Below are 18,021 nucleotides of genomic sequence, written 5' to 3'. Positions count from 1 at the left end.
GGCACCCGCCCCCTCCTGCCTTGCACCCGCGCGTCAGCGCGCGGGGAATACGCGCACCGCGCGCGGCACGGCCGTCGCGCCGTCGCCGACCTGCAGCGACAGCGCACGCCACGCGTCGCGGTCGAGTTCGGCTTCGAGCGCGCCGCCTGCGCGCGCCTCGAGCTCCACGCGCACCGAACCGCCGAGCGGGATCACACGGCGCACGTCCACTGCGATGCCGTCGCGGTGCCCTTCGCCCGCCGGCCACAGCTGCAGGTCGTGCGGCCGCACGTACGCATTCGCGGGGCCCGCGAAATCGGCGTCGACCTCGATCGGCGCGGCTGCGCCCTCGGCGACGAAGCCGCGCCCGGCGACCGTGCCCGGCAACCGGTTGGCCGCGCCGAGGAACTCGTAGACGAACGCGCTCTGCGGATGATCGTAGACGTCCTGCGGGCTGCCGACCTGCTCGACGTGGCCGCGGTTCAGCACGACGATGCGATCCGCGACTTCCAGCGCCTCTTCCTGATCGTGCGTGACGAAGATCGTCGAGATGTGCAGGTCGTCGTGCAGACGACGCAGCCAGCCGCGCAGTTCCTTGCGGACTTTCGCGTCAAGTGCGCCGAACGGTTCGTCGAGCAGCAGCACCTTCGGTTCGACCGCGAGCGCGCGGGCCAGCGCGATGCGCTGGCGCTGGCCGCCCGACAGCTCGGACGGATAGCGCTGCGCGAGCCAGTCGAGCTGCACGAGCTTCAGCAGCTCGTGCACCTTGTCGCGGATCACGCTTTCCGACGGCCGCTCGCGGCGCGGCTTCACGCGCAGCCCGAACGCGACGTTCTCGAATACCGTCATGTGGCGGAACAGCGCGTAGTGCTGGAACACGAAACCGACCTGGCGCTCGCGCGCGCCGACCGAAGCGACGTCGAGCCCCTGCAGCACGACCTGCCCCGCATCCGCGTGCTCGAGGCCCGCGATCACGCGCAGCAGCGTGGTCTTGCCGCAGCCGGACGGCCCGAGCAGCGCGACCAGTTCGCCGGGCGGAAAATCGAGCGATACATTGTCGAGCGCCGTGAAATCGCCGAAGCGCTTCTGAAGGTGACGGACGGTGATACCCATTCTGGTTGCCTCTTTACGATTTCGACGAAACGACGGCGACGGGGCCGGCATGTGCGGGAGCGGTGTCGCGCGCGCCGGCCAGCTCGGCGGCCAAGTGGCGCTCGGCGAGCAGCTTCAGCGCGAGCGTCACGAGCGCGAGCAGCGCCAGCACCGACGCCACCGCGAACGCCGCCGCGAAGTTGTATTCGTTGTACAGGATCTCGACGTGCAGCGGCATCGTGTCGGTCACGCCGCGAATGTGGCCGGACACGACCGACACCGCGCCGAACTCGCCCATCGCGCGCGCGTTGCACAGGATCACGCCGTACAGCAGGCCCCACCTCACGTTCGGCAGCGTCACGCGACGGAAGATCTGCCAGCCCGATGCGCCGAGCACGCGCGCGGCTTCTTCCTCGTCGGTGCCCTGCGCCTGCATCAGCGGAATCAGTTCGCGCGCGACGAACGGGAACGTGACGAAGATCGTCGCGAGCACGATGCCCGGTACCGCGAAGATGATCTGCACGTCGTGATCCTGCAGCCACGGCCCGAGCCAGCCCTGCGCGCCGAACAGCAGCACGTAGACGAGGCCGGAAATCACCGGCGACACCGAGAACGGCAGGTCGATCAGCGTCGTCAGCAACGCCTTGCCGCGGAACTCGAACTTCGCGATCGCCCACGACGCGCACACGCCGAACACGAGGTTCAGCGGCACGGCGATCGCAGCGACGGTCAGCGTCAGCTTGATCGCCGCCCACGCGTCGGGGTCGGCGAGCGATTCCAGATAGAAGCCGATGCCCTTGCGCAGCGCCTCGACGAACACCGCGGCAAGCGGCACGACGAGGAAGAACGCAAGAAACGCCAGCGCGATGCCCGTGAGCAGCCAGCGCACGACACGCGACTCGCTGACGGGGTCGAGCCGCTTTGCGGCGCGCCCTTGCGCAGCCGAAGACGGGGTTTTCAGCACGACGGTGGCCTCCTGGCTCATTGCTGGCCTCCTGCTGCGACGGCGGTGACGGTGGCGGGCGCGGGACCGCTCGCGCCCTTGCTCGTGCGGCGCTGCAGATACCACTGCAGCGTGTTGATCAGCAGCAGCATCAGGAACGACACGACGAGCATCACGACCGCGAGCGCGGTCGCGCCCGCGTAGTCGTACTGCTCGAGCTTCGTGATGATGAGCAGCGACGTGATCTCGGATTTCATCGGCACGTTGCCGGCGATGAAGATCACCGAGCCGTATTCGCCGAGCGCGCGCGCGAACGCCAGTGCGAACCCGGTGAGGAGCGCCGGCAGCACCGCCGGCAGCACGACGCGGCGGAACGTCAGCCAGCGCGACGCGCCGAGGCACGCGGCGGCCTCTTCCTGCTCGCGCTCGAAATCCTCGAGCACCGGCTGCACCGTGCGCACGACGAACGGCAGCCCGATGAAGGTCAGCGCGACCAGCACGCCGGCCGGTGTAAACGCGATCTTGATGCCGAGCGGTGCGAGATACTGGCCGACCCAGCCGTTGGTCGCATAGACGGCCGCGAGCGAAATGCCGGCGACCGACGTCGGCAGCGCGAACGGCAGGTCGACGATCGCATCGACGAGGCGCTTGAACGGGAACGTGTAGCGCACGAGCACCCACGCGACGAGGAAGCCGAACACGGCGTTGATCAGCGCGCCGCCGAGGGCGGACAAGAACGTCAGCCGGTACGACGCGAGCACGCGCGGCGACGTGACGGCGGTAACGAACTGGTCCCACGACAGCGTCGCGGTCTTCAGGAACGTGGCGGCGAGCGGAATCAGCACCACGAGGCTCAAATAGGCCACCGTGATGCCTAGCGTCACGCCGAAACCGGGCAGCGCGCTCGGCTTGCGAAAGGTGTACGTCGTCATCGGATGCTCTTGCTGGGTCGTTGCTGCTCACGGGTCCGACGCAAACGCCGGCGCGATGCATTGCGCCGGCGGGCCGTCGGGGATGCGGCGCGCTGTCGTGGCGCACCGCTGTCGTTATGGCGTTACTGCGGCTTGTAGATCGAGTCGAACACGCCGCCGTCCGCGAAATGCGTCTTCTGCGCATTCGTCCAGCCGCCGAAGGTATCGTCGACCGTGTACAGCTTCAGCTTCGGGAACTGCTTCGTCAGCTCCGCCGCCACGTTCTTCGAACGCGGCCGGTAGTAGTTGCGCGCCGCGATCTCCTGGCCCTGCGGGCTGTACAGGAAGTTCAGGTACGCCTCGGCCAGCTTGCGCGTGCCCTTCTTGTCGACCACCTTGTCGACCACCGCGACGGGCGGTTCGGCCAGGATGCTCACCGACGGCACGACGATCTCGAACTTGTCGGTACCGAACTCCTTGACCGACAGGAACGCCTCGTTCTCCCATGCGATCAGCACGTCGCCGATCCCGCGCTGCACGAAGCTCGTGGTCGCGCCGCGCGCGCCCGAATCGAGCACGCCAGCGTTCTTGTAGAGCTTCGTGACGAATTCCTTCGCCGTCTGCTCGTTACCGCCCGGCTTGTGCAGTGCGTACGCCCAGGCAGCCAGGTAGTTCCAGCGCGCGCCGCCGGACGTCTTCGGATTCGGCGTGACGATCGAGATACCCGGCTTGGTCAGGTCGTCCCAGTCCTTGATCCCCTTCGGATTGCCCTTGCGCACCAGGAACACGATCGTCGACGTATACGGCGACGCGTTGTCGGGCAGGCGTTTCTGCCAGTCCTTATTGACGAGCCCCTTGTTCGCGAGCGCGTCGATGTCGTACGCCAGCGCCAGCGTGACGACGTCGGCCTGCAGGCCGTCGAGCACCGAGCGCGCCTGCGCGCCCGAACCGCCGTGCGACTGCTTGAAGTTGACCGTCTCGCCCGTCTTGGCCTTCCACTCCTTGCCGAACGCCTGGTTGAAGTCCTGATACAGCTCGCGCGTCGGGTCGTACGACACGTTCAGGAAAGTCGTATCGGCCTGCGCGTGCGTCGCGACGCCCAGCGCCGCCGCCGCGCCCAGCGCGAGTGTTGCGATCAGGCGGCCCACTCCGCCCACCAGCCCCGTATTGCGCTTGCCCATCCTTGGTTCTCCAGTGTTGTCGGTATTGCGATGTCGGGCCAGTCTAACGAACGGGTTACATGATTAAAAATAATCGTTCCTCATTTTTTAATACTCAAAAGTGCTAACGCAGACGGGATGGACGGTTGCGGCAGATGAACCGGCGTCCGGACGTCGCGAAATCACGCCGGAACCGGCGTGATCGCGTCGAACCTCACGTAACACTTGAAATTCGCGAACTACTGTATAAAAATACAGCTCACTGTCTATCCATACAGTTCAGCCATGACCAAACTCACCGCCCGTCAGCAGCAAGTATTCGACTTGATCCGCCGCGCGATCGAGCGCTCCGGATTCCCGCCCACCCGTGCCGAGATCGCGGCCGAGCTGGGCTTCAGCTCGCCGAATGCGGCCGAGGAGCACCTGCGCGCGCTGGCCCGCAAAGGCGTGATCGAGCTGGCCGCCGGTGCGTCGCGCGGCATCCGCCTGCTCGGCATCGACGACGCCCCGCACCAGTTCACGCTGCCGCACGCCGGCCTGATGCAGCTGTCGCTGCCGCTCGTCGGCCGCGTCGCGGCCGGTAGCCCGATCCTCGCGCAGGAGCACATCTCGCAGCATTACGCGTGCGATCCCGCGCTGTTCTCCAGCAAGCCCGACTACCTGCTGAAAGTGCGCGGCCTGTCGATGCGCGACGCCGGCATCCTCGACGGCGACCTCCTCGCCGTGCAGAAGCGCACGGAAGCGAAGGACGGCCAGATCATCGTCGCGCGTCTCGGCGACGACGTCACGGTCAAGCGCCTGATGCGCCGGCCGGGCGGTCTCGAGCTGATCGCGGAGAACCCGGATTACGAAAACATCTTCGTCAAGGCCGGCAGCGCGGAATTCGCGCTGGAAGGCATCGCCGTCGGGCTGATCCGCTCGGGCGAACTCTGACATTTCGTCTCGCTGAGGAGAACATCATGGAACGCCTTTCCCGTCTGCTGCCTTTCCGTCAATTCGGTCGCCTGCGTCACCTGCGCGGCCGCACGCCCTGCGCACCGCTGTCCGCGGCGGCGCCTGTGCAAGAAGAAGTCGCAGTCGAACGGCAGGCGTCCCTGCTGCCGTCGGCGCTCCCCGCTTTCGCGCGGGTATCGCTGAACGCCGGCCTGAATCACGCAGAACCCGCACGCCGCGCACCGGTGCGCGTCTATCACGGCCGTTCGCGCCTGATCATGGTCGGCACGATCGATGCCGTGTGCCGGATGATCGATCGCTGCATCGCAGAGGAACGATCGGCCACGCCAGGCGGTCTCTGATTGCGGAATCCCCGCACCGGAGGCAACGTGACCGGATCGTCGAGCCGCGCCTGGCGGCTCAAGCCCCTGCTGATCGTCGTGCTGGCCGTCGCCATCATTGCGGCGATCGGCTATGCCTACGCGTCGCCGTACGTCGCGCTCGGTCGCCTGAAATCGGCGATCGATGCGCGCGATGCGCAGGCCATCAGTGAATATGTCGATTTTCCGTCGCTGCGCATCAGCCTGAAGCAGCAGGTCACGGAAGAATTGATGCGCCGGATCGACGCGGTGAAGAAGAACAATCCGTTTGCGGTGATCGGCGCGCTGATCGGGTCTGCGCTGATCGGCCCGCTGGTCGATGCGTACGCGACCCCGGAGGGCGTGGCCGCGCTGATGAGCGGGTTGCCGCCGCGTGGCAATCCAGGTGAGCGTCCACCGGAATGGTCGAATCTGCCGCCAGGCGGCAATGCACCGGGCAATGCGCCGACCGCACCATCGGCCAATCCGGCACCGGCGAGCGCTGCGACTCCGGGCAGCAACGTAGCCGCTACGGCTGCGTCATCGCAACCACCCGCCGCTGCCGCACCGGCCAGCCCGGCCGATGCAACGCATTCGCCGCACCAGCGGCAAACCAGCGCCGGCTACCGGAATATCGACGAATTCGTCGTGACCTACCAGCGCAGTGCCGACGGCACGCGCTACGCGGCGATATTCCACCGCTTCGGCCTGTTCTCGTGGAAGTTGTCGGCGATCGACCTGCACGCTTGACCGGTCTTGACTGGCCACGGCCGACGCCCGCGCCACTGACGTGGCGCGACGCCTGACCGGCGCGGTTCGCCGGTCAGGCAGTCATCGAATCATTGGATCATTTGCCGTTCGCCGTGGCCGCTTCACGCTCGCGCGCGATTTCGGCCTTCTGCTCCTGCGCCGACGAACACGCAACCAGAATGCTGCAGTTCACGCGATCGAGCAGTTGCGTGTTGCCCGACCCCATCCACCATCTCGACAGCCCGCTGCGGCACCGATGGCCGACAACAACCAGGTCGGCCTGCAGTTCCGTCGCGAGATTTGCGATTTCGTCGATCGGATAGCCGAACGCGAAATGGCCTTCGGCCTGCACGCCGCGCTCGCGCAGCCAGTTCACCCCTTCCTGCAGGATTTCACGCGCGGTTTCCTCGAACCGGCCGCACGCGACGTCGGTCAGCAAACCCGCGCTCTGTGCAATGCTCGAGCGCATGTCGACGACCGACAGCAAATGCGTCTCGGCCTTCAGATCCATCGCGAGATTGGCGCCGCAGCGCAATGCCTTGCGTCCTTCGAGCGTGCCGTCGTAACACAGCAGAATCTTGTTGTAGCTAGCCATGAAACCTCCCTATCGCAACAACGAGCCTACGCATTCATCATGGTGCGCCGCAATTCAGGACGCAAGGGATGGAAAACGCTGATTCGCCCCGCTCGGCGCGTGCGCGATGATGCGGTGCACGATCGGTGCGCGCATGCATCGCACCGTGCAGGCATGCCCTGAAGAGACGCAGCCGATGCACTAGAATGGCCCGTTCGTACTCCAGCGGGCCATCAGGCGCCGGCATCGTGCGCTTCGGTCATGCCCGTGTGACACGCAATCGTCCGATCGGTTCGCCAACCGGCCACGCATCGGACAGCGGAACGCTTCCGCGCCCGCTTACAACGACAACATGCCCATGTCCGTTGCACCGATCGATTTCCGGAACGTCGAAAAGCGCTATGGCGACAAGCTCGTCGTCAACGGCCTGTCCTTCACGGTACAGGCCGGCGAATGCTACGGCCTGCTCGGGCCGAACGGCGCAGGCAAGACCACCACGCTGAAAATGCTGCTCGGTCTCACGCATCCCGATGCGGGCACCATTTCGCTCTGCGGCGAACCGGTTCCATCACGCGCGCGGCATGCGCGCCAGCGCGTCGGGGTCGTCCCGCAGTTCGACAATCTCGACCCCGACTTCACCGTGCGCGAGAACCTGCTCGTGTTCAGCCGCTATTTCGGCATGTCCGCGCAGGCTGCGCGCGCGCTCGTAAAGCCGCTGCTCGAATTCGCGAAGCTCGAGAGCAAGGCCGATGCGAAGGTCGGCGAGCTGTCGGGCGGCATGAAGCGCCGCCTGACGCTCGCCCGCGCGCTCGTCAACGATCCCGATGTGCTGGTGCTCGACGAGCCGACGACGGGCCTCGACCCGCAGGCACGTCACCTCATGTGGGAACGCCTGCGCTCGCTGCTCGCACGCGGCAAGACGATCCTGATCACCACGCACTTCATGGAAGAAGCCGAACGCCTGTGCGACCGCCTGTGCGTGATCGAGGAAGGCCGCAAGATCGCCGAAGGCGCGCCCCACGCGCTGATCGAATCGGAAATCGGCTGCGACGTGATCGAGATCTACGGGCCCGATCCGGCCACGCTGCGCGACGAGCTGTCGGCGTTCGCGAAGCACACCGAGATCAGCGGCGAGACGCTGTTCTGCTACGTGAGCGACCCGGAACCGCTCAGTGCGCGGCTCAAGGGTCGCCCGGGGTTGCGCTATCTGCATCGCCCGGCCAATCTTGAAGATGTGTTCCTGCGGCTCACGGGCCGCGAAATGCAGGACTGATCGATCATGGACGTCCGCAACTATTCCACCGCCGCACCGTCGGCACCGCCGCGCGTGTCACGCTTCGCGATCGCGATGCCCGCCAACGCGACCAACTGGATCGCCGTCTGGCGGCGCAACTATCTCGTCTGGCGCAAGCTCGCGCTCGCGTCGATGTTCGGCAATCTTGCCGATCCGATGATCTATCTGTTCGGGTTGGGGTTCGGGCTCGGGCTGATGCTCGGCCATGTCGACGGCGTGTCGTATATCGCGTTCCTCGCGGCCGGCACGGTCGGGTCGAGCGTGATGATGTCCGCGAGCTTCGAGTCGATGTATTCGGGCTTCTCGCGGATGCACGTGCAGCGCACGTGGGAAGCGATCATGCATACGCCGCTCGCGCTCGGCGACATCGTGCTCGGCGAGATCGTCTGGGGGGCCAGCAAGGCGATGCTGTCGGGGGCCGCGATCATGCTCGTCGCGGGGGCGCTCGGCTATGCGCAGTTTCCGTCGATGCTCGCGGCGCTGCCCGTGATCGCGCTCGCGGGCCTCGCGTTTGCAAGCATCGCGATGATCGTCACGGCGCTCGCGCCGTCCTACGATTTCTTCATGTTTTATCAGACGCTCGTGCTGACGCCGATGCTGCTGCTTTCGGGCGTGTTCTTCCCGACCACGCAGTTGCCGCCGATCGCCCAGCACGCTGCGCAGGCGCTGCCGCTCGCGAACGCGGTCGAGCTGATCCGGCCCGCGATGCTCGGCCGGCCGGCGACCGACGTCGCGCTGCATGTCGCGGTGCTCGCCGGCTACGCGGTCGGCGGATTCCTGCTGTCCGCGTGGCTGTTCCGGCGGCGGATGATGCGCTGACGGCCGGCGCACCGGGCACCGGCCTCATGCGACGATGTCACTCGTCGTCGTCGCTCCACGGAATCTCGACGTCGGTCAGGAACGCGACGGTCGCGAGCGGGCCACCTTCCTGGCGGCCGAGCTTGCCGTCCGCGCGATGCCATTCGACGCGGAACTGCGTGCCCGGATCGTCGGCAACCAGATAGACCGAGCGCAGCTCTTCCTTGTCGGCTTCGTCCACCGGGCCGTCGAACGACACCAGCATCTTCTGCGGCCACAGGCCGTTGACCGGATCGTAAATGCGGTCGCCTTGCGGAATGTCGATGCTGGCGTCGACGCCGATCGTTGCAGAGGCCTCGATGATCATCGTGCCGAGTGCGTTCAGCACGGCAGTCGCCCGCGCGGAATTGGCCTGGCGGATCGCGAGATCGCCGCGCGTCAGCGCCTTTTCGAGTCGAGGATGGATCTTCGATTGGGTCATGCGTTTTCCTGTTTGCTTCTTGTAAATGGCGCCGCACACGTGAAACGGCGGCGCCGGATGAATATGACGATTGCGCCCGACAGGCGCGCCGCTTGTATGCGTCAGAACCCGAGCGCGATCGCGAGCAGGCCGCTCGCGATCCCGAATACGACGACGAGGATCGCGACGATGGCCAGCATGTAAGGCTTGAACGAACGCGCGAGCATCGCGAGCGACGGCACGCTGATCGGCGGCAGCGTCATCAGCAGCGCGGCGGCCGGGCCGACGCCGATGCCGAGCGACAGCATCGCCTGGATGATCGGCACCTCGCCGGCCGTCGGGATCACGAACAGCATGCCTGCCACCGCGAATGCGACGATCCAGCCGAGATGATTGCCGATGTCCGGGCCGATATGCGGGAACAGCCATGCGCGCGCGGCGCCGAGCAGCAGCACGAGCACGATGTATTCGGGCACGAGCCGCACGGCCATGCGCGCGAGCAGCTTCACCCAGCGGACGAACGGATTGCCGGCCGCGGCCTGCTCGGCCGCCAGCGCGGCGAGCTGCGCATCGTCGATGCGGGTGTCTTCAGGACGTGCGATCCGGTTCAGCAGATAGCCGATCCCGAACACCATCGCGACGCCGAGCACGAGGCGCAGCGCGCTCCACTGCCAGCCGAGCACGAAGCCCATGAAGACCAGCGCCGCCGGGTTCAGCACCGTGTTGCCGAGCCAGAACGCGACCGCGCCGCCCGGCGATGCATGGCGCGCACGCAGCCCCGCGACGACCGGCGCTGCGCAGCACGTGCACATCATGCCGGGCAGCGACAGCAGGCCGCCCGCGGCGACGCTGCCGAAGCCGGTGCGACCGAGCACGCGCGCGACCCAGTGCGCGGGCAGCAGCGCCTGCACGGCCGAGCCGAGCAGCAGGCCGAGCACCATCGCCTGCCAGATCGCCTTGCCGTACGCCCACGCGTAGTCGAGCGCAGCCTTCAGCGACGGCTCGGGAGCGGCCGCCGACGTGCCCATCAGGATCGACTGGCCGATCGAATGACGCTCGGCGGCAACGAACGCCTTGTTGTAGTACGGAAACCATTTCACGTAGAACAGACCCGCGACCGCGATCAGCAGGAAGGTCATCCAGCCGAGGGCTGGACTGGGTTGGGTGCGGGTGGTCGTCATCGTGTGGTCGTCGATTGGTCTGGGTCGGTTGCGGAGGTCGCGCCTGCGGCAAGCGCGGCCGATGCGGGCAACCCGGCTTGTGCGAGTTCGGCCAGCAGCGCACGCGCCTGTTCGTGCACGTCGGCGGCGTTGGGCCGGAACGTGAACGTCAGCGCCCGGTTCGGCTTGTTGTACGTCGCGCGGTAGGTCCGTGCGTAGGCGGGATCGTAGTGCTTGTCGATCAGCTCGGTGAACAGGTCGGCGCGCGCGCCTGCATCGATCAGCGCCTTCCAGTGCGTCACCTGTTCGCGGCTATGCAGGCCGATCAGCCGATGGAGCTGCGCCTTGAACGCGTCCGGTTCGTCGAACAGGTGCGCGTAATCGTCGAGAAGGAACGCAATGCGCTCGTCGTGCGCCGCGTCGACATGCACCCACGGCCCGGCGTGAAACGCGTCGATCAATGCGATCGGCAACTGCACGAGCCCGATCCTGCGGCTTTCCGACTCGACGAATACCGGCCATTCGGGGTCGAAACGTCCAAGCGTTTCGACGAGCCCCGAATCGAACCCCTTCTGCGCCGGCTGCGGCTTGCCCGGCAGCGCGCCGAGCAGCGAGCCGCGATGGCACGCGAGCCCTTCGAGATCGAGCGTCTGCGCGCCAACGTCGCGCAGTGCGTTCAGCAGGCGCGTCTTGCCGCAGCCCGTATGGCCGACGAGCGCGATGTAGCGAAACCGCGTCGGCAGCGAATCGAGCGTCGCGCACACCGACTGGCGGTACGCCTTGTAGCCGCCGTCGAGCTGACGTGCCTTCCAGCCGATCAGGTTGAACCAGGTCGTCATCGAGCCCGAGCGCTTGCCGCCGCGCCAGCAGTAGATCAGCGGCCGCCAGTTGCGCGGACGGTCGGCGAACGTCGTATCGAGATGGCGCGCGATGTTGCGTGCGACGATCGCCGCGCCGACGCGCGTCGCCTCGTACGGCGACACCTGCCGGTACATCGTGCCGACGAGCACGCGCTCCTCGTTACTGAGGACAGGCGCGTTCAGCGCGCCGGGAATATGATCCTCGGCGAACTCGAGCGGCGTGCGCACGTCGATGATCTCGTCGAACTCGCCGGCGCGATCGAGGGTGACAATCAGGTTCTTCAATTTGGCGTCAAACAGGGGCGATGCGGCTCGATGAGCCGCATGGACAAGGAAGGCGGATTGACGATTATCTCACGGGCCGGCGTCTCGGGCCGCGCGCGGCAGTCGGCGGCGCCGATGCGGCCTGCATCGCGTCGATCAGATGGTCGCGGAACGCCCGTACCGACGCGGGCAGATCGCGCCCCGCCATCGTCTGCACCTGGATGCTGCGCTCGCGCAGTTGCGGGTTCGTCACGGGCACGACGACGAAGCCGTCCGCGGCGCAGCGGTCGCGCACCGACAGCAACCCCGTGAACATCACCGCGCCCGTGCGCCGCGCGTAGCCGTACATCGCCGCCGTGTTGTTGCTCGTCAGTTCGGGCTCGAGCAGCAGCCCGTCGAGCGCGCACGCGATGTCGATCAGCTGTCGCACCGTCGTGCCGGCCTCGGGCAGCACGTGCGGGTGACGCGCGACATCGGCGAGCGACACCGCGTCACGCGTCGCGAGCGGATGGTCGTGCCGCACCAGCGCGAAGATCGGCGCGCGCTCGGTATGTTCGACGCGCACGCCCTTCTCCGGCGCGAGGCTGAAACTCAATGCGATGTCCACGTCGCCGTCGCGCACGCGCCGCGTCGCGTCGGCCGGCGACACCACCCACACGGAGAAATCGACGCCCGGATGGCGCGCCTTGAAGCTGGCGAGCGTGCCGGGCAGGAAATCGATCGCGAACCCTTCCGAGCACGCGATCTTCAGCAGGCTGCCGTGCAGCGCATCGAGCCCGCCGATGTCCTTCATCACGTGCTCGGCCTCCAGCAGGCTGCGCTGTGCGAACGCCAGCAGCCGTTCGCCGGCCTCCGACAGCGCCATCCCGCGCGGCCGGCGCTCGAACAGCGGCGCGCCGAGCTCGCTCTCGAGTTTCGCGATCTGGCGGCTGATCGCCGATACGGCCACGTGCAGCCGCGCCGACGCGTCGCTGATCGAGCCGGTGCGCGCCACTTCGACGAAATACCGTAACGCCAGGCCATGCAGGAAAGCCGCCATCGTTCTGTCTCCGCCTGGCCGTCGGCCGCACTGCTTTGCCTTTTAGGCAAAGAAAGGTTCGAAATTCGATCATTGTGACAAATAAATCGGCTTTCTAGAATCGATCGCACTTCACGCTGCATGCCCGATCCGCCGCGCGCAGCGAACCCGACAGAGGAGACACGACTTGAGCCGTACCGCCGCCATCCAGCACGCGCTGAACCAGTTCGAATCCGGTGCGTTCTTCACGACCCTGAGCCGCCGCGTCGGCCTGCGCACCGAGAGCCAGGAAAGCGGCAATGAAGCCGCGCTGCGCGCCTACCTGACCGACGAGATCGCCCCCGAGGCCGCGCGCCTCGGCTTCACGTCGCGGATCGTCGACAATCCGGTCGACGGCGGCGGCCCGTTCCTGCTCGCCTCGCGCCACGAAGACGACGCGCTGCCGACCGTGCTGATCTACGGCCACGGCGACGTCGTGCGCGGCTACGACGCGCAGTGGCGCGCGCCGCTGTCGCCGTGGACGCTGACGGCCGACGGCGACCGTTGGTACGGCCGCGGCAGCGCCGACAACAAGGGCCAGCACACCATCAACCTGGCCGCGCTGGCGAGCGTGCTCGACGCGCGCGGCGGCCGGCTCGGCTTCAACGCGAAGCTGCTGATCGAGATGGGCGAGGAAACGGGTTCGCCGGGCCTCGACGCACTGTGCCGTCAGGAGCGCGACGCGCTCGCGGCCGACGTGCTGATCGCGTCCGACGGCCCGCGCATCGCCGCCGCGCGCCCCACGGTATTCCTTGGCTCGCGCGGCTCGGTCAATTTCAAGCTGAGCCTGCGGGCCCGCGACGGCGCGCATCATTCCGGCAACTGGGGCGGACTGCTGCGCAATCCGGCGATCGTGCTCGCGCACGCGCTCGCGAGCCTCGTCGACGCGCGCGGCGCGATTCGCGTCGCGGGGCTGCGTCCGCCGCCGATCCCGGCCGCCGTGCGCGATGCGCTCGCCGATCTCTCCGTCGGCGGCGGCCCCGGCGATCCGGCGCTCGACGCCGACTGGGGCGAGCCCGGCCTCACCGCGGCCGAGCGCGTGTTCGGCTGGAACACGTTCGAGATCCTCGCGTTCAAGGCCGGTAACCCCGAGCACCCCGTCAATGCGATCCCGCCCGCCGCGTATGCGCACTGCCAGTTGCGCTTCGTCGTCGGCACCGACTGGGAAGCGCTGCATGCCCATCTGCGCACGCACCTCGATGCACACGGCTTCGCCGACATCGAGATCGACGTCGAACGCGGTGCACCGGCGACGCGCGTGCCGCCGGACGATCCGTGGGTCCGCTGGGCCGTCGCGTCGCTGGCGCGCACCACCGGCAAGAAGCCCGCGATCCTGCCGAATCTTGGCGGCACGCTGCCGAACGAAGTGTTCGCCGACACGCTCGGGCTGCCGACGCTGTGGGTGCCGCACTCGTACCCGGCGTGCTCGCAGCACGCCCCCGACGAGCACCTGCTCGCGAGCGTCGTCAGCGAGGGGCTGCAGATCATGGCCGGCCTCTTCTGGGATCTCGGCGACGACGCACCGACCGTTCGCCGCGCGGCGCCCGCCGCGGCCGGCGCCGCCCTGTAACGCGCTTCGCCCCTTTCACGGGACCTGCATACACGATGAATACGACCACCCTGACCTCGCAGGAAGCCGCCCGCCCCAGCGCCGCGAAGATCCGGCGCATCATCTTCGCGGCGTCGATCGGCAACGCACTCGAATGGTTCGACCTGATCGTCTACGGCTTCTTCGCGGTGACGATCGCCAAGCTGTTCTTCCCCGCCACGAGCGAAGCGACGTCGCTGATGCTCACGCTCGGCACGTTCGGGCTGTCCTACCTGATCCGGCCGATCGGCGGCTTCGTGCTCGGCGCATACGCGGACCGTGCGGGCCGCAAGGCGTCGCTGCTGCTGTCGATCGCGATGATGATGGCCGGCACGCTGCTGATCGCGCTGATGCCGACCTACGCATCGATCGGCATCCTCGCGCCGCTCGGGATCATGCTGTCGCGGCTGATGCAGGGCTTTTCCGCGGGCGGCGAATTCGCGAGCTCGACCGCGTTCCTCGTCGAGCACGCGCCGCAGCGCCGCGGTTTCATGTCGAGTTGGCAGTTCGCGAGCCAGGGCCTCGCGACGCTGCTCGCATCGGGCTTCGGCGCGCTGCTGACCTCCACGCTGACGTCTGCGCAACTCGAAAGCTGGGGCTGGCGCGTGCCGTTCCTGTTCGGGCTCGCGATCGGCCCGGTCGGGCTGTACATCCGCCGTTACGTCGACGAAGGCGTCGAGTTCAAGACGCAGGCACGCTCCGAAGCGCCGGTGCGCGAGCTGTTCGCGGAACAAAAGGTGCGGGTGCTGCTGTCGATCGGCGCGCTCGTGATCTCGACCGCGATCAACTACATGATCCTGTACATGCCGACTTACGCGATCAAGCAGCTGGGGCTGCCTGCGTCGACGGGCTTCGCGGCCACACTCGCGACCGGCTTCGTGCTGACGCTCGTCACGCCGGTCGTCGGCCACCTGTCCGATCGCACCGGGCGGATCCGCATGATGGCGACCGCGGCCGTGCTGATGCTCGTCACCGTGTGGCCGACGTTCGCGTGGCTCACACGCCACGCGTCGTTCGCGACGATGCTCGCCGCCCTGGTCTGGATCGGTGCGCTGAAGGCGATGTACTGCGGCGCGCTGCCGGCGCTGATGGCCGAGCTGTTCCCGTCGCAGACGCGCGCAACGGGGCTCGCGGTCAGCTACAACACGGGTGTCACGCTGTTCGGCGGCTTCGCGCCGTTCGTCATCACCTGGCTGATCAGCACGACCGGCAACCGGCTGTCGCCTGCGCTTTATCTGATGGGCTGCGCGCTGCTGAGCCTGATCGCGCTGTTCGTCGCGCGCACGCGACTCAAGATGCGGTAACGGAAGAAACGACGGCGCAGCGATGCGCCGCCGGTGCGGCCCGCCGCGGCATCGCTGCCGCGCGGGCCGTGCGCCGCTCGTTCAGGTCAAGGCGCCGGGTTCGGCTGCAGTTCGTGCAGCGCGTCGATCTCGGCGAGGATCTCGTCGGACAGCTTCACGTCGATGCTGCCGATGTTCTCCTTCAACTGCTCAAGCGACGTCGCACCGATCAGGTTGCTGCGCGTGAACGGCCGGCTGTTGACGAACGCCAGCGCGAGCTGTGCGGGCGACAACCCGTTACGCCGCGCGAGCGCGACGTAACGCGACGTCGCCTCGACGGCCTGCGGCTTGCTGTAACGCTGGAAGCGCTCGAACAGCGTGATGCGCGCGCCGGCCGGACGCGCACCGTTCTCGTACTTGCCGGACAGCCAGCCGAACGCGAGCGGCGAATACGCGAGCAGGCCGACGCCGTCACGATGCGTGAATTCCGACAGACCGTTCTCGAACGTGCGGTTCAGCAGGCTGTACGGATTCTGGATGCTCGCGATGCGCGGCAGCCCGAGCTTCTCGGCCGCGCGCAGGAACTGCCCGACGCCCCACGGCGTTTCGTTCGACACGCCGATCGCGCGCACCTTGCCGGCCTTCACGAATTCCGCGAGCACGCCGAGGGTTTCCTCGATCGGCACCGTATAGGTGTCGTCGACCCACGGATAGGCGGGACGGCCGAACGTCGTCGTGCTGCGATCGGGCCAGTGCAACTGATAGAGATCGACGTAATCGGTCTGCAGGCGCTTGAGACTGCCATCGAGCGCTTCGGTCAGGTTCTTGCGGTCGAACTGGTTGCCTTCGCCGCGAATATGGCGCGGATTGTGCGGCTGCCGCGCCGGGCCGGCGATCTTCGTCGCGAGTACGATGCGCTCGCGTTGCGCGCGATGCTGCGCGAGCCAGGTGCCGATGTACTGCTCGGTGCGCCCCTGCGTGTCGGGCTTCGGCGGCACCGGATACATCTCCGCGGCATCGATCAGCGTCACGCCCTGCCCGATCGCGTAGTCGATCTGCTCGTGCGCATCGCGCTCCGAATTCTGCTCGCCCCACGTCATCGTGCCGAGGCCGATCAGGCTGACCTCGATGCCCGAATCGCCAAGTGTGCGGTATTCCATGCTGGTCCTGTCGCGTCGGTGGAAAGCAGGAACGCTATCACATTGAAGCGGCCGCTTCAGACAGGCGCCGCGATCGCTTACAGGCGGCCTGCGGCGCCGGTGTGGAGATTCACGCGCCGATCCGGACGATGGCGTTGCCGCCCGCCATCACTGCGGCCGCTGGATGAAGCAGGTTGCCGACGCATGCGCGACGATCTTGTCGTCCGCCGTCTTCAGCGTGCCCTCGGCGACGCCCAGCGAACGCGACAGGTGAATCACCCGCCCTTCCGCCACCAGGTCGACGTCACGCGGCACGGGCCGCAGCATCTTCACGTGCAGGTCGACCGTACCGTAGCCGACGCCCGCATCGAGCATCGAATGCACCGCGCACCCCGTGACCGAATCGAGCACCGTCGCGGCGAACCCGCCGTGCACGCCGCCGAGCGGATTCAGGTGCCGGCCATCCGCCCGCGCCGAAAACTTCACATAACCGAGCTCGACATCGAGCGGGCGCATCGGGATCGTTTCGGAAATCGACGCGAGCGGCGCATCGCCCGATACCGCAGCGCGCAACAGATCGAGACCAGACAGGGAAAGCGGGTTCATCGGGTTGTCTCCGGGTTGAAAGCGCGTCGCCGCGCGATTAAGTTCCAAATTGGAACTCATTATTGACAACGATGGTGGCCGTTGTCAACGCGACCGGGCCCGTTGCAACCGAAGACGGGTTCTATAATCGAACCCGGAGTATATCCGGAGAGCCGCGCCCAGCTTGGCTTCGGCGTTTTCGCCGCGCCGAATCCCCGTACGCTTCCCCTCCTTTTCCGACGCCTGCCCCGGACACCCTGCGACTGATCGACGGGTCGCGGCTCGACCGATCCGGGCGTGTCGATGTGTACGGGAAGGAGGACGCCGCGCGGAACGGGCGCAAGACGGCCTCGCGTCGGGTCGCACAGGGCGACGCGTGGGCGCGGCCGGACGGAAGGCGCTACGGGGCTAGATTCTGGTCGGATGTGCGGAAGTCAAAAGGCGAGTCGGGTCACGCTTCCCAGCGACCTCGCTCCATCGCCTCTTCCATCATGCCGAGGGTCAGCGATCGCCCCCCTAGCGTCTCGCGCGCCGCCGTGCTGAACGGGGATTTCACGACCGCCGCGAGGAACGATCCGATGCCGAGCTTCGCGGCCGGATAGTAATAGTGGATGTCGAACGCCGACAGGTCGACCCCGAACTCCACGGCCCACCGCCTGACGAGTTTATCGATGCGATCCGGCTCCAAGTCCAGGTCGTGATAGATGAGCGTGAGCACGTAAATCGATGGGGCAATGAGCAACATAAATGATGTTCGAGGGACGAAGTAAAACGGGAGCGATGAAGCTCCCGTTGTCGTTTCAGAATGGCTCGTCAATGCTCTGGTGTGGCG

Annotated in this window: 19 protein-coding genes and 1 pseudogene; 7 read left to right on the top strand and 13 right to left on the bottom strand. The window is 67.1% G+C overall.

Features of this window, described 5'->3' with window-relative positions; all coding sequences use genetic code 11:
- Nucleotides 1-33: 33 nt before the first annotated feature.
- The 5 genes and pseudogenes from QZM67_RS14970 to QZM67_RS39945 form a co-directional block, all read right to left on the bottom strand.
- Complete coding sequence (locus QZM67_RS14970) at nucleotides 34-1,092, bottom strand: sulfate/molybdate ABC transporter ATP-binding protein (RefSeq protein ID WP_043182735.1); 1,059 nt, start codon at nucleotides 1,090-1,092, stop codon at nucleotides 34-36.
- A 13-nt stretch (nucleotides 1,093-1,105) separates the two neighbouring features.
- Entirely contained in the window at nucleotides 1,106-2,056 is a 951-nt protein-coding gene (gene cysW, locus QZM67_RS14965; RefSeq protein ID WP_089450424.1) for a sulfate ABC transporter permease subunit CysW, read from the bottom strand.
- On the bottom strand, nucleotides 2,053-2,946 hold the full coding sequence (cysT, locus tag QZM67_RS14960) for a sulfate ABC transporter permease subunit CysT (protein ID WP_043182731.1): 894 nt from the start codon (nucleotides 2,944-2,946) through the stop codon (nucleotides 2,053-2,055). Before cysT ends, cysW begins: the two co-directional genes overlap by 4 nt.
- Before the next feature lie 122 nt (nucleotides 2,947-3,068).
- Nucleotides 3,069-4,106, bottom strand: a complete 1,038-nt coding sequence (locus tag QZM67_RS14955; protein WP_175022564.1) for a sulfate ABC transporter substrate-binding protein — start codon at nucleotides 4,104-4,106, stop codon at nucleotides 3,069-3,071.
- A gap of 183 nt (nucleotides 4,107-4,289) precedes the next feature.
- Nucleotides 4,290-4,400, bottom strand: a pseudogene (locus tag QZM67_RS39945) (sodium:proton symporter); the annotation flags it as partial.
- On the opposite strand from QZM67_RS39945, the gene lexA reads away from it, so the two are divergent.
- From lexA to QZM67_RS14940, 3 genes are read left to right on the top strand one after another with little or no spacing between them, the layout of a single operon-like run.
- On the top strand, nucleotides 4,371-5,018 hold the full coding sequence (gene lexA, locus QZM67_RS14950) for a transcriptional repressor LexA (protein ID WP_009689103.1): 648 nt from the start codon (nucleotides 4,371-4,373) through the stop codon (nucleotides 5,016-5,018). The pseudogene QZM67_RS39945 and the gene lexA overlap by 30 nt on opposite strands.
- A gap of 26 nt (nucleotides 5,019-5,044) precedes the next feature.
- Complete coding sequence (locus QZM67_RS14945) at nucleotides 5,045-5,380, top strand: hypothetical protein (RefSeq protein WP_043182727.1); 336 nt, start codon at nucleotides 5,045-5,047, stop codon at nucleotides 5,378-5,380.
- 27 nt (nucleotides 5,381-5,407) lie between these two features.
- Nucleotides 5,408-6,127 (top strand): DUF2939 domain-containing protein, encoded by a 720-nt coding sequence (locus QZM67_RS14940; RefSeq protein WP_301804311.1) that lies wholly within the window; start codon nucleotides 5,408-5,410, stop codon nucleotides 6,125-6,127.
- A gap of 97 nt (nucleotides 6,128-6,224) precedes the next feature.
- Here the strand turns inward: QZM67_RS14940 and QZM67_RS14935 are convergent, their stop codons facing one another.
- Complete coding sequence (locus QZM67_RS14935; protein ID WP_011351890.1) at nucleotides 6,225-6,722, bottom strand: universal stress protein; 498 nt, start codon at nucleotides 6,720-6,722, stop codon at nucleotides 6,225-6,227.
- A 337-nt stretch (nucleotides 6,723-7,059) separates the two neighbouring features.
- Between QZM67_RS14935 and nodI the strand changes: the two genes are divergently transcribed.
- On the top strand, nucleotides 7,060-7,974 hold the full coding sequence (gene nodI, locus QZM67_RS14930) for a nodulation factor ABC transporter ATP-binding protein NodI (protein ID WP_043182724.1): 915 nt from the start codon (nucleotides 7,060-7,062) through the stop codon (nucleotides 7,972-7,974).
- 6 nt (nucleotides 7,975-7,980) lie between these two features.
- Complete coding sequence (locus QZM67_RS14925; RefSeq protein WP_043182723.1) at nucleotides 7,981-8,814, top strand: ABC transporter permease; 834 nt, start codon at nucleotides 7,981-7,983, stop codon at nucleotides 8,812-8,814.
- Between the two features lie 37 nt (nucleotides 8,815-8,851).
- Here the strand turns inward: QZM67_RS14925 and QZM67_RS14920 are convergent, their stop codons facing one another.
- The 4 genes from QZM67_RS14920 to QZM67_RS14905 form a co-directional block, all read right to left on the bottom strand.
- On the bottom strand, nucleotides 8,852-9,274 hold the full coding sequence (locus tag QZM67_RS14920; RefSeq protein WP_301804309.1) for a hypothetical protein: 423 nt from the start codon (nucleotides 9,272-9,274) through the stop codon (nucleotides 8,852-8,854).
- Nucleotides 9,275-9,375: 101 nt separating this feature from the next.
- Nucleotides 9,376-10,434, bottom strand: a complete 1,059-nt coding sequence (locus QZM67_RS14915; RefSeq protein WP_301804308.1) for a permease — start codon at nucleotides 10,432-10,434, stop codon at nucleotides 9,376-9,378.
- Nucleotides 10,431-11,558, bottom strand: a complete 1,128-nt coding sequence (mnmH, locus tag QZM67_RS14910) for a tRNA 2-selenouridine(34) synthase MnmH (RefSeq protein ID WP_175022568.1) — start codon at nucleotides 11,556-11,558, stop codon at nucleotides 10,431-10,433. The genes QZM67_RS14915 and mnmH overlap by 4 nt, the downstream gene beginning before the upstream one ends.
- 64 nt (nucleotides 11,559-11,622) lie before the next feature.
- A complete protein-coding gene (locus QZM67_RS14905; RefSeq protein ID WP_043182717.1) occupies nucleotides 11,623-12,576 on the bottom strand; it encodes a LysR family transcriptional regulator in 954 nt (317 codons plus the stop codon).
- A 166-nt stretch (nucleotides 12,577-12,742) separates the two neighbouring features.
- Between QZM67_RS14905 and QZM67_RS14900 the strand changes: the two genes are divergently transcribed.
- Both QZM67_RS14900 and QZM67_RS14895 read left to right on the top strand, forming a co-directional pair.
- On the top strand, nucleotides 12,743-14,164 hold the full coding sequence (locus QZM67_RS14900; RefSeq protein WP_301804307.1) for a M20 family metallopeptidase: 1,422 nt from the start codon (nucleotides 12,743-12,745) through the stop codon (nucleotides 14,162-14,164).
- A gap of 35 nt (nucleotides 14,165-14,199) precedes the next feature.
- The gene (locus QZM67_RS14895; RefSeq protein WP_301804306.1) at nucleotides 14,200-15,486 is read left to right on the top strand and encodes an MFS transporter; all 1,287 of its coding nucleotides are present in this window, start codon (nucleotides 14,200-14,202) and stop codon (nucleotides 15,484-15,486) included.
- Nucleotides 15,487-15,572: 86 nt separating this feature from the next.
- On the opposite strand, the gene QZM67_RS14890 is transcribed toward QZM67_RS14895, so the two are convergent.
- The 3 genes from QZM67_RS14890 to QZM67_RS14880 form a co-directional block, all read right to left on the bottom strand.
- A complete protein-coding gene (locus QZM67_RS14890; RefSeq protein WP_301804305.1) occupies nucleotides 15,573-16,625 on the bottom strand; it encodes an NADP(H)-dependent aldo-keto reductase in 1,053 nt (350 codons plus the stop codon).
- A gap of 147 nt (nucleotides 16,626-16,772) precedes the next feature.
- The gene (locus tag QZM67_RS14885; RefSeq protein WP_039358790.1) at nucleotides 16,773-17,210 is read right to left on the bottom strand and encodes a PaaI family thioesterase; all 438 of its coding nucleotides are present in this window, start codon (nucleotides 17,208-17,210) and stop codon (nucleotides 16,773-16,775) included.
- 430 nt (nucleotides 17,211-17,640) lie between these two features.
- On the bottom strand, nucleotides 17,641-18,021 hold a 381-nt coding region (locus QZM67_RS14880; RefSeq protein ID WP_367620446.1), incomplete at its 5' end, for a DUF1493 family protein.

The sequence above is a fragment of the Burkholderia sp. AU45251 genome (genome assembly GCF_030482905.1).
GTDB classification, from domain to species: Bacteria; Pseudomonadota; Gammaproteobacteria; order Burkholderiales; family Burkholderiaceae; genus Burkholderia; species Burkholderia aenigmatica.
The sequence above is the reverse complement of the archived record's forward strand: the minus strand, read 5'-3'. Positions and strand labels throughout refer to the sequence as shown.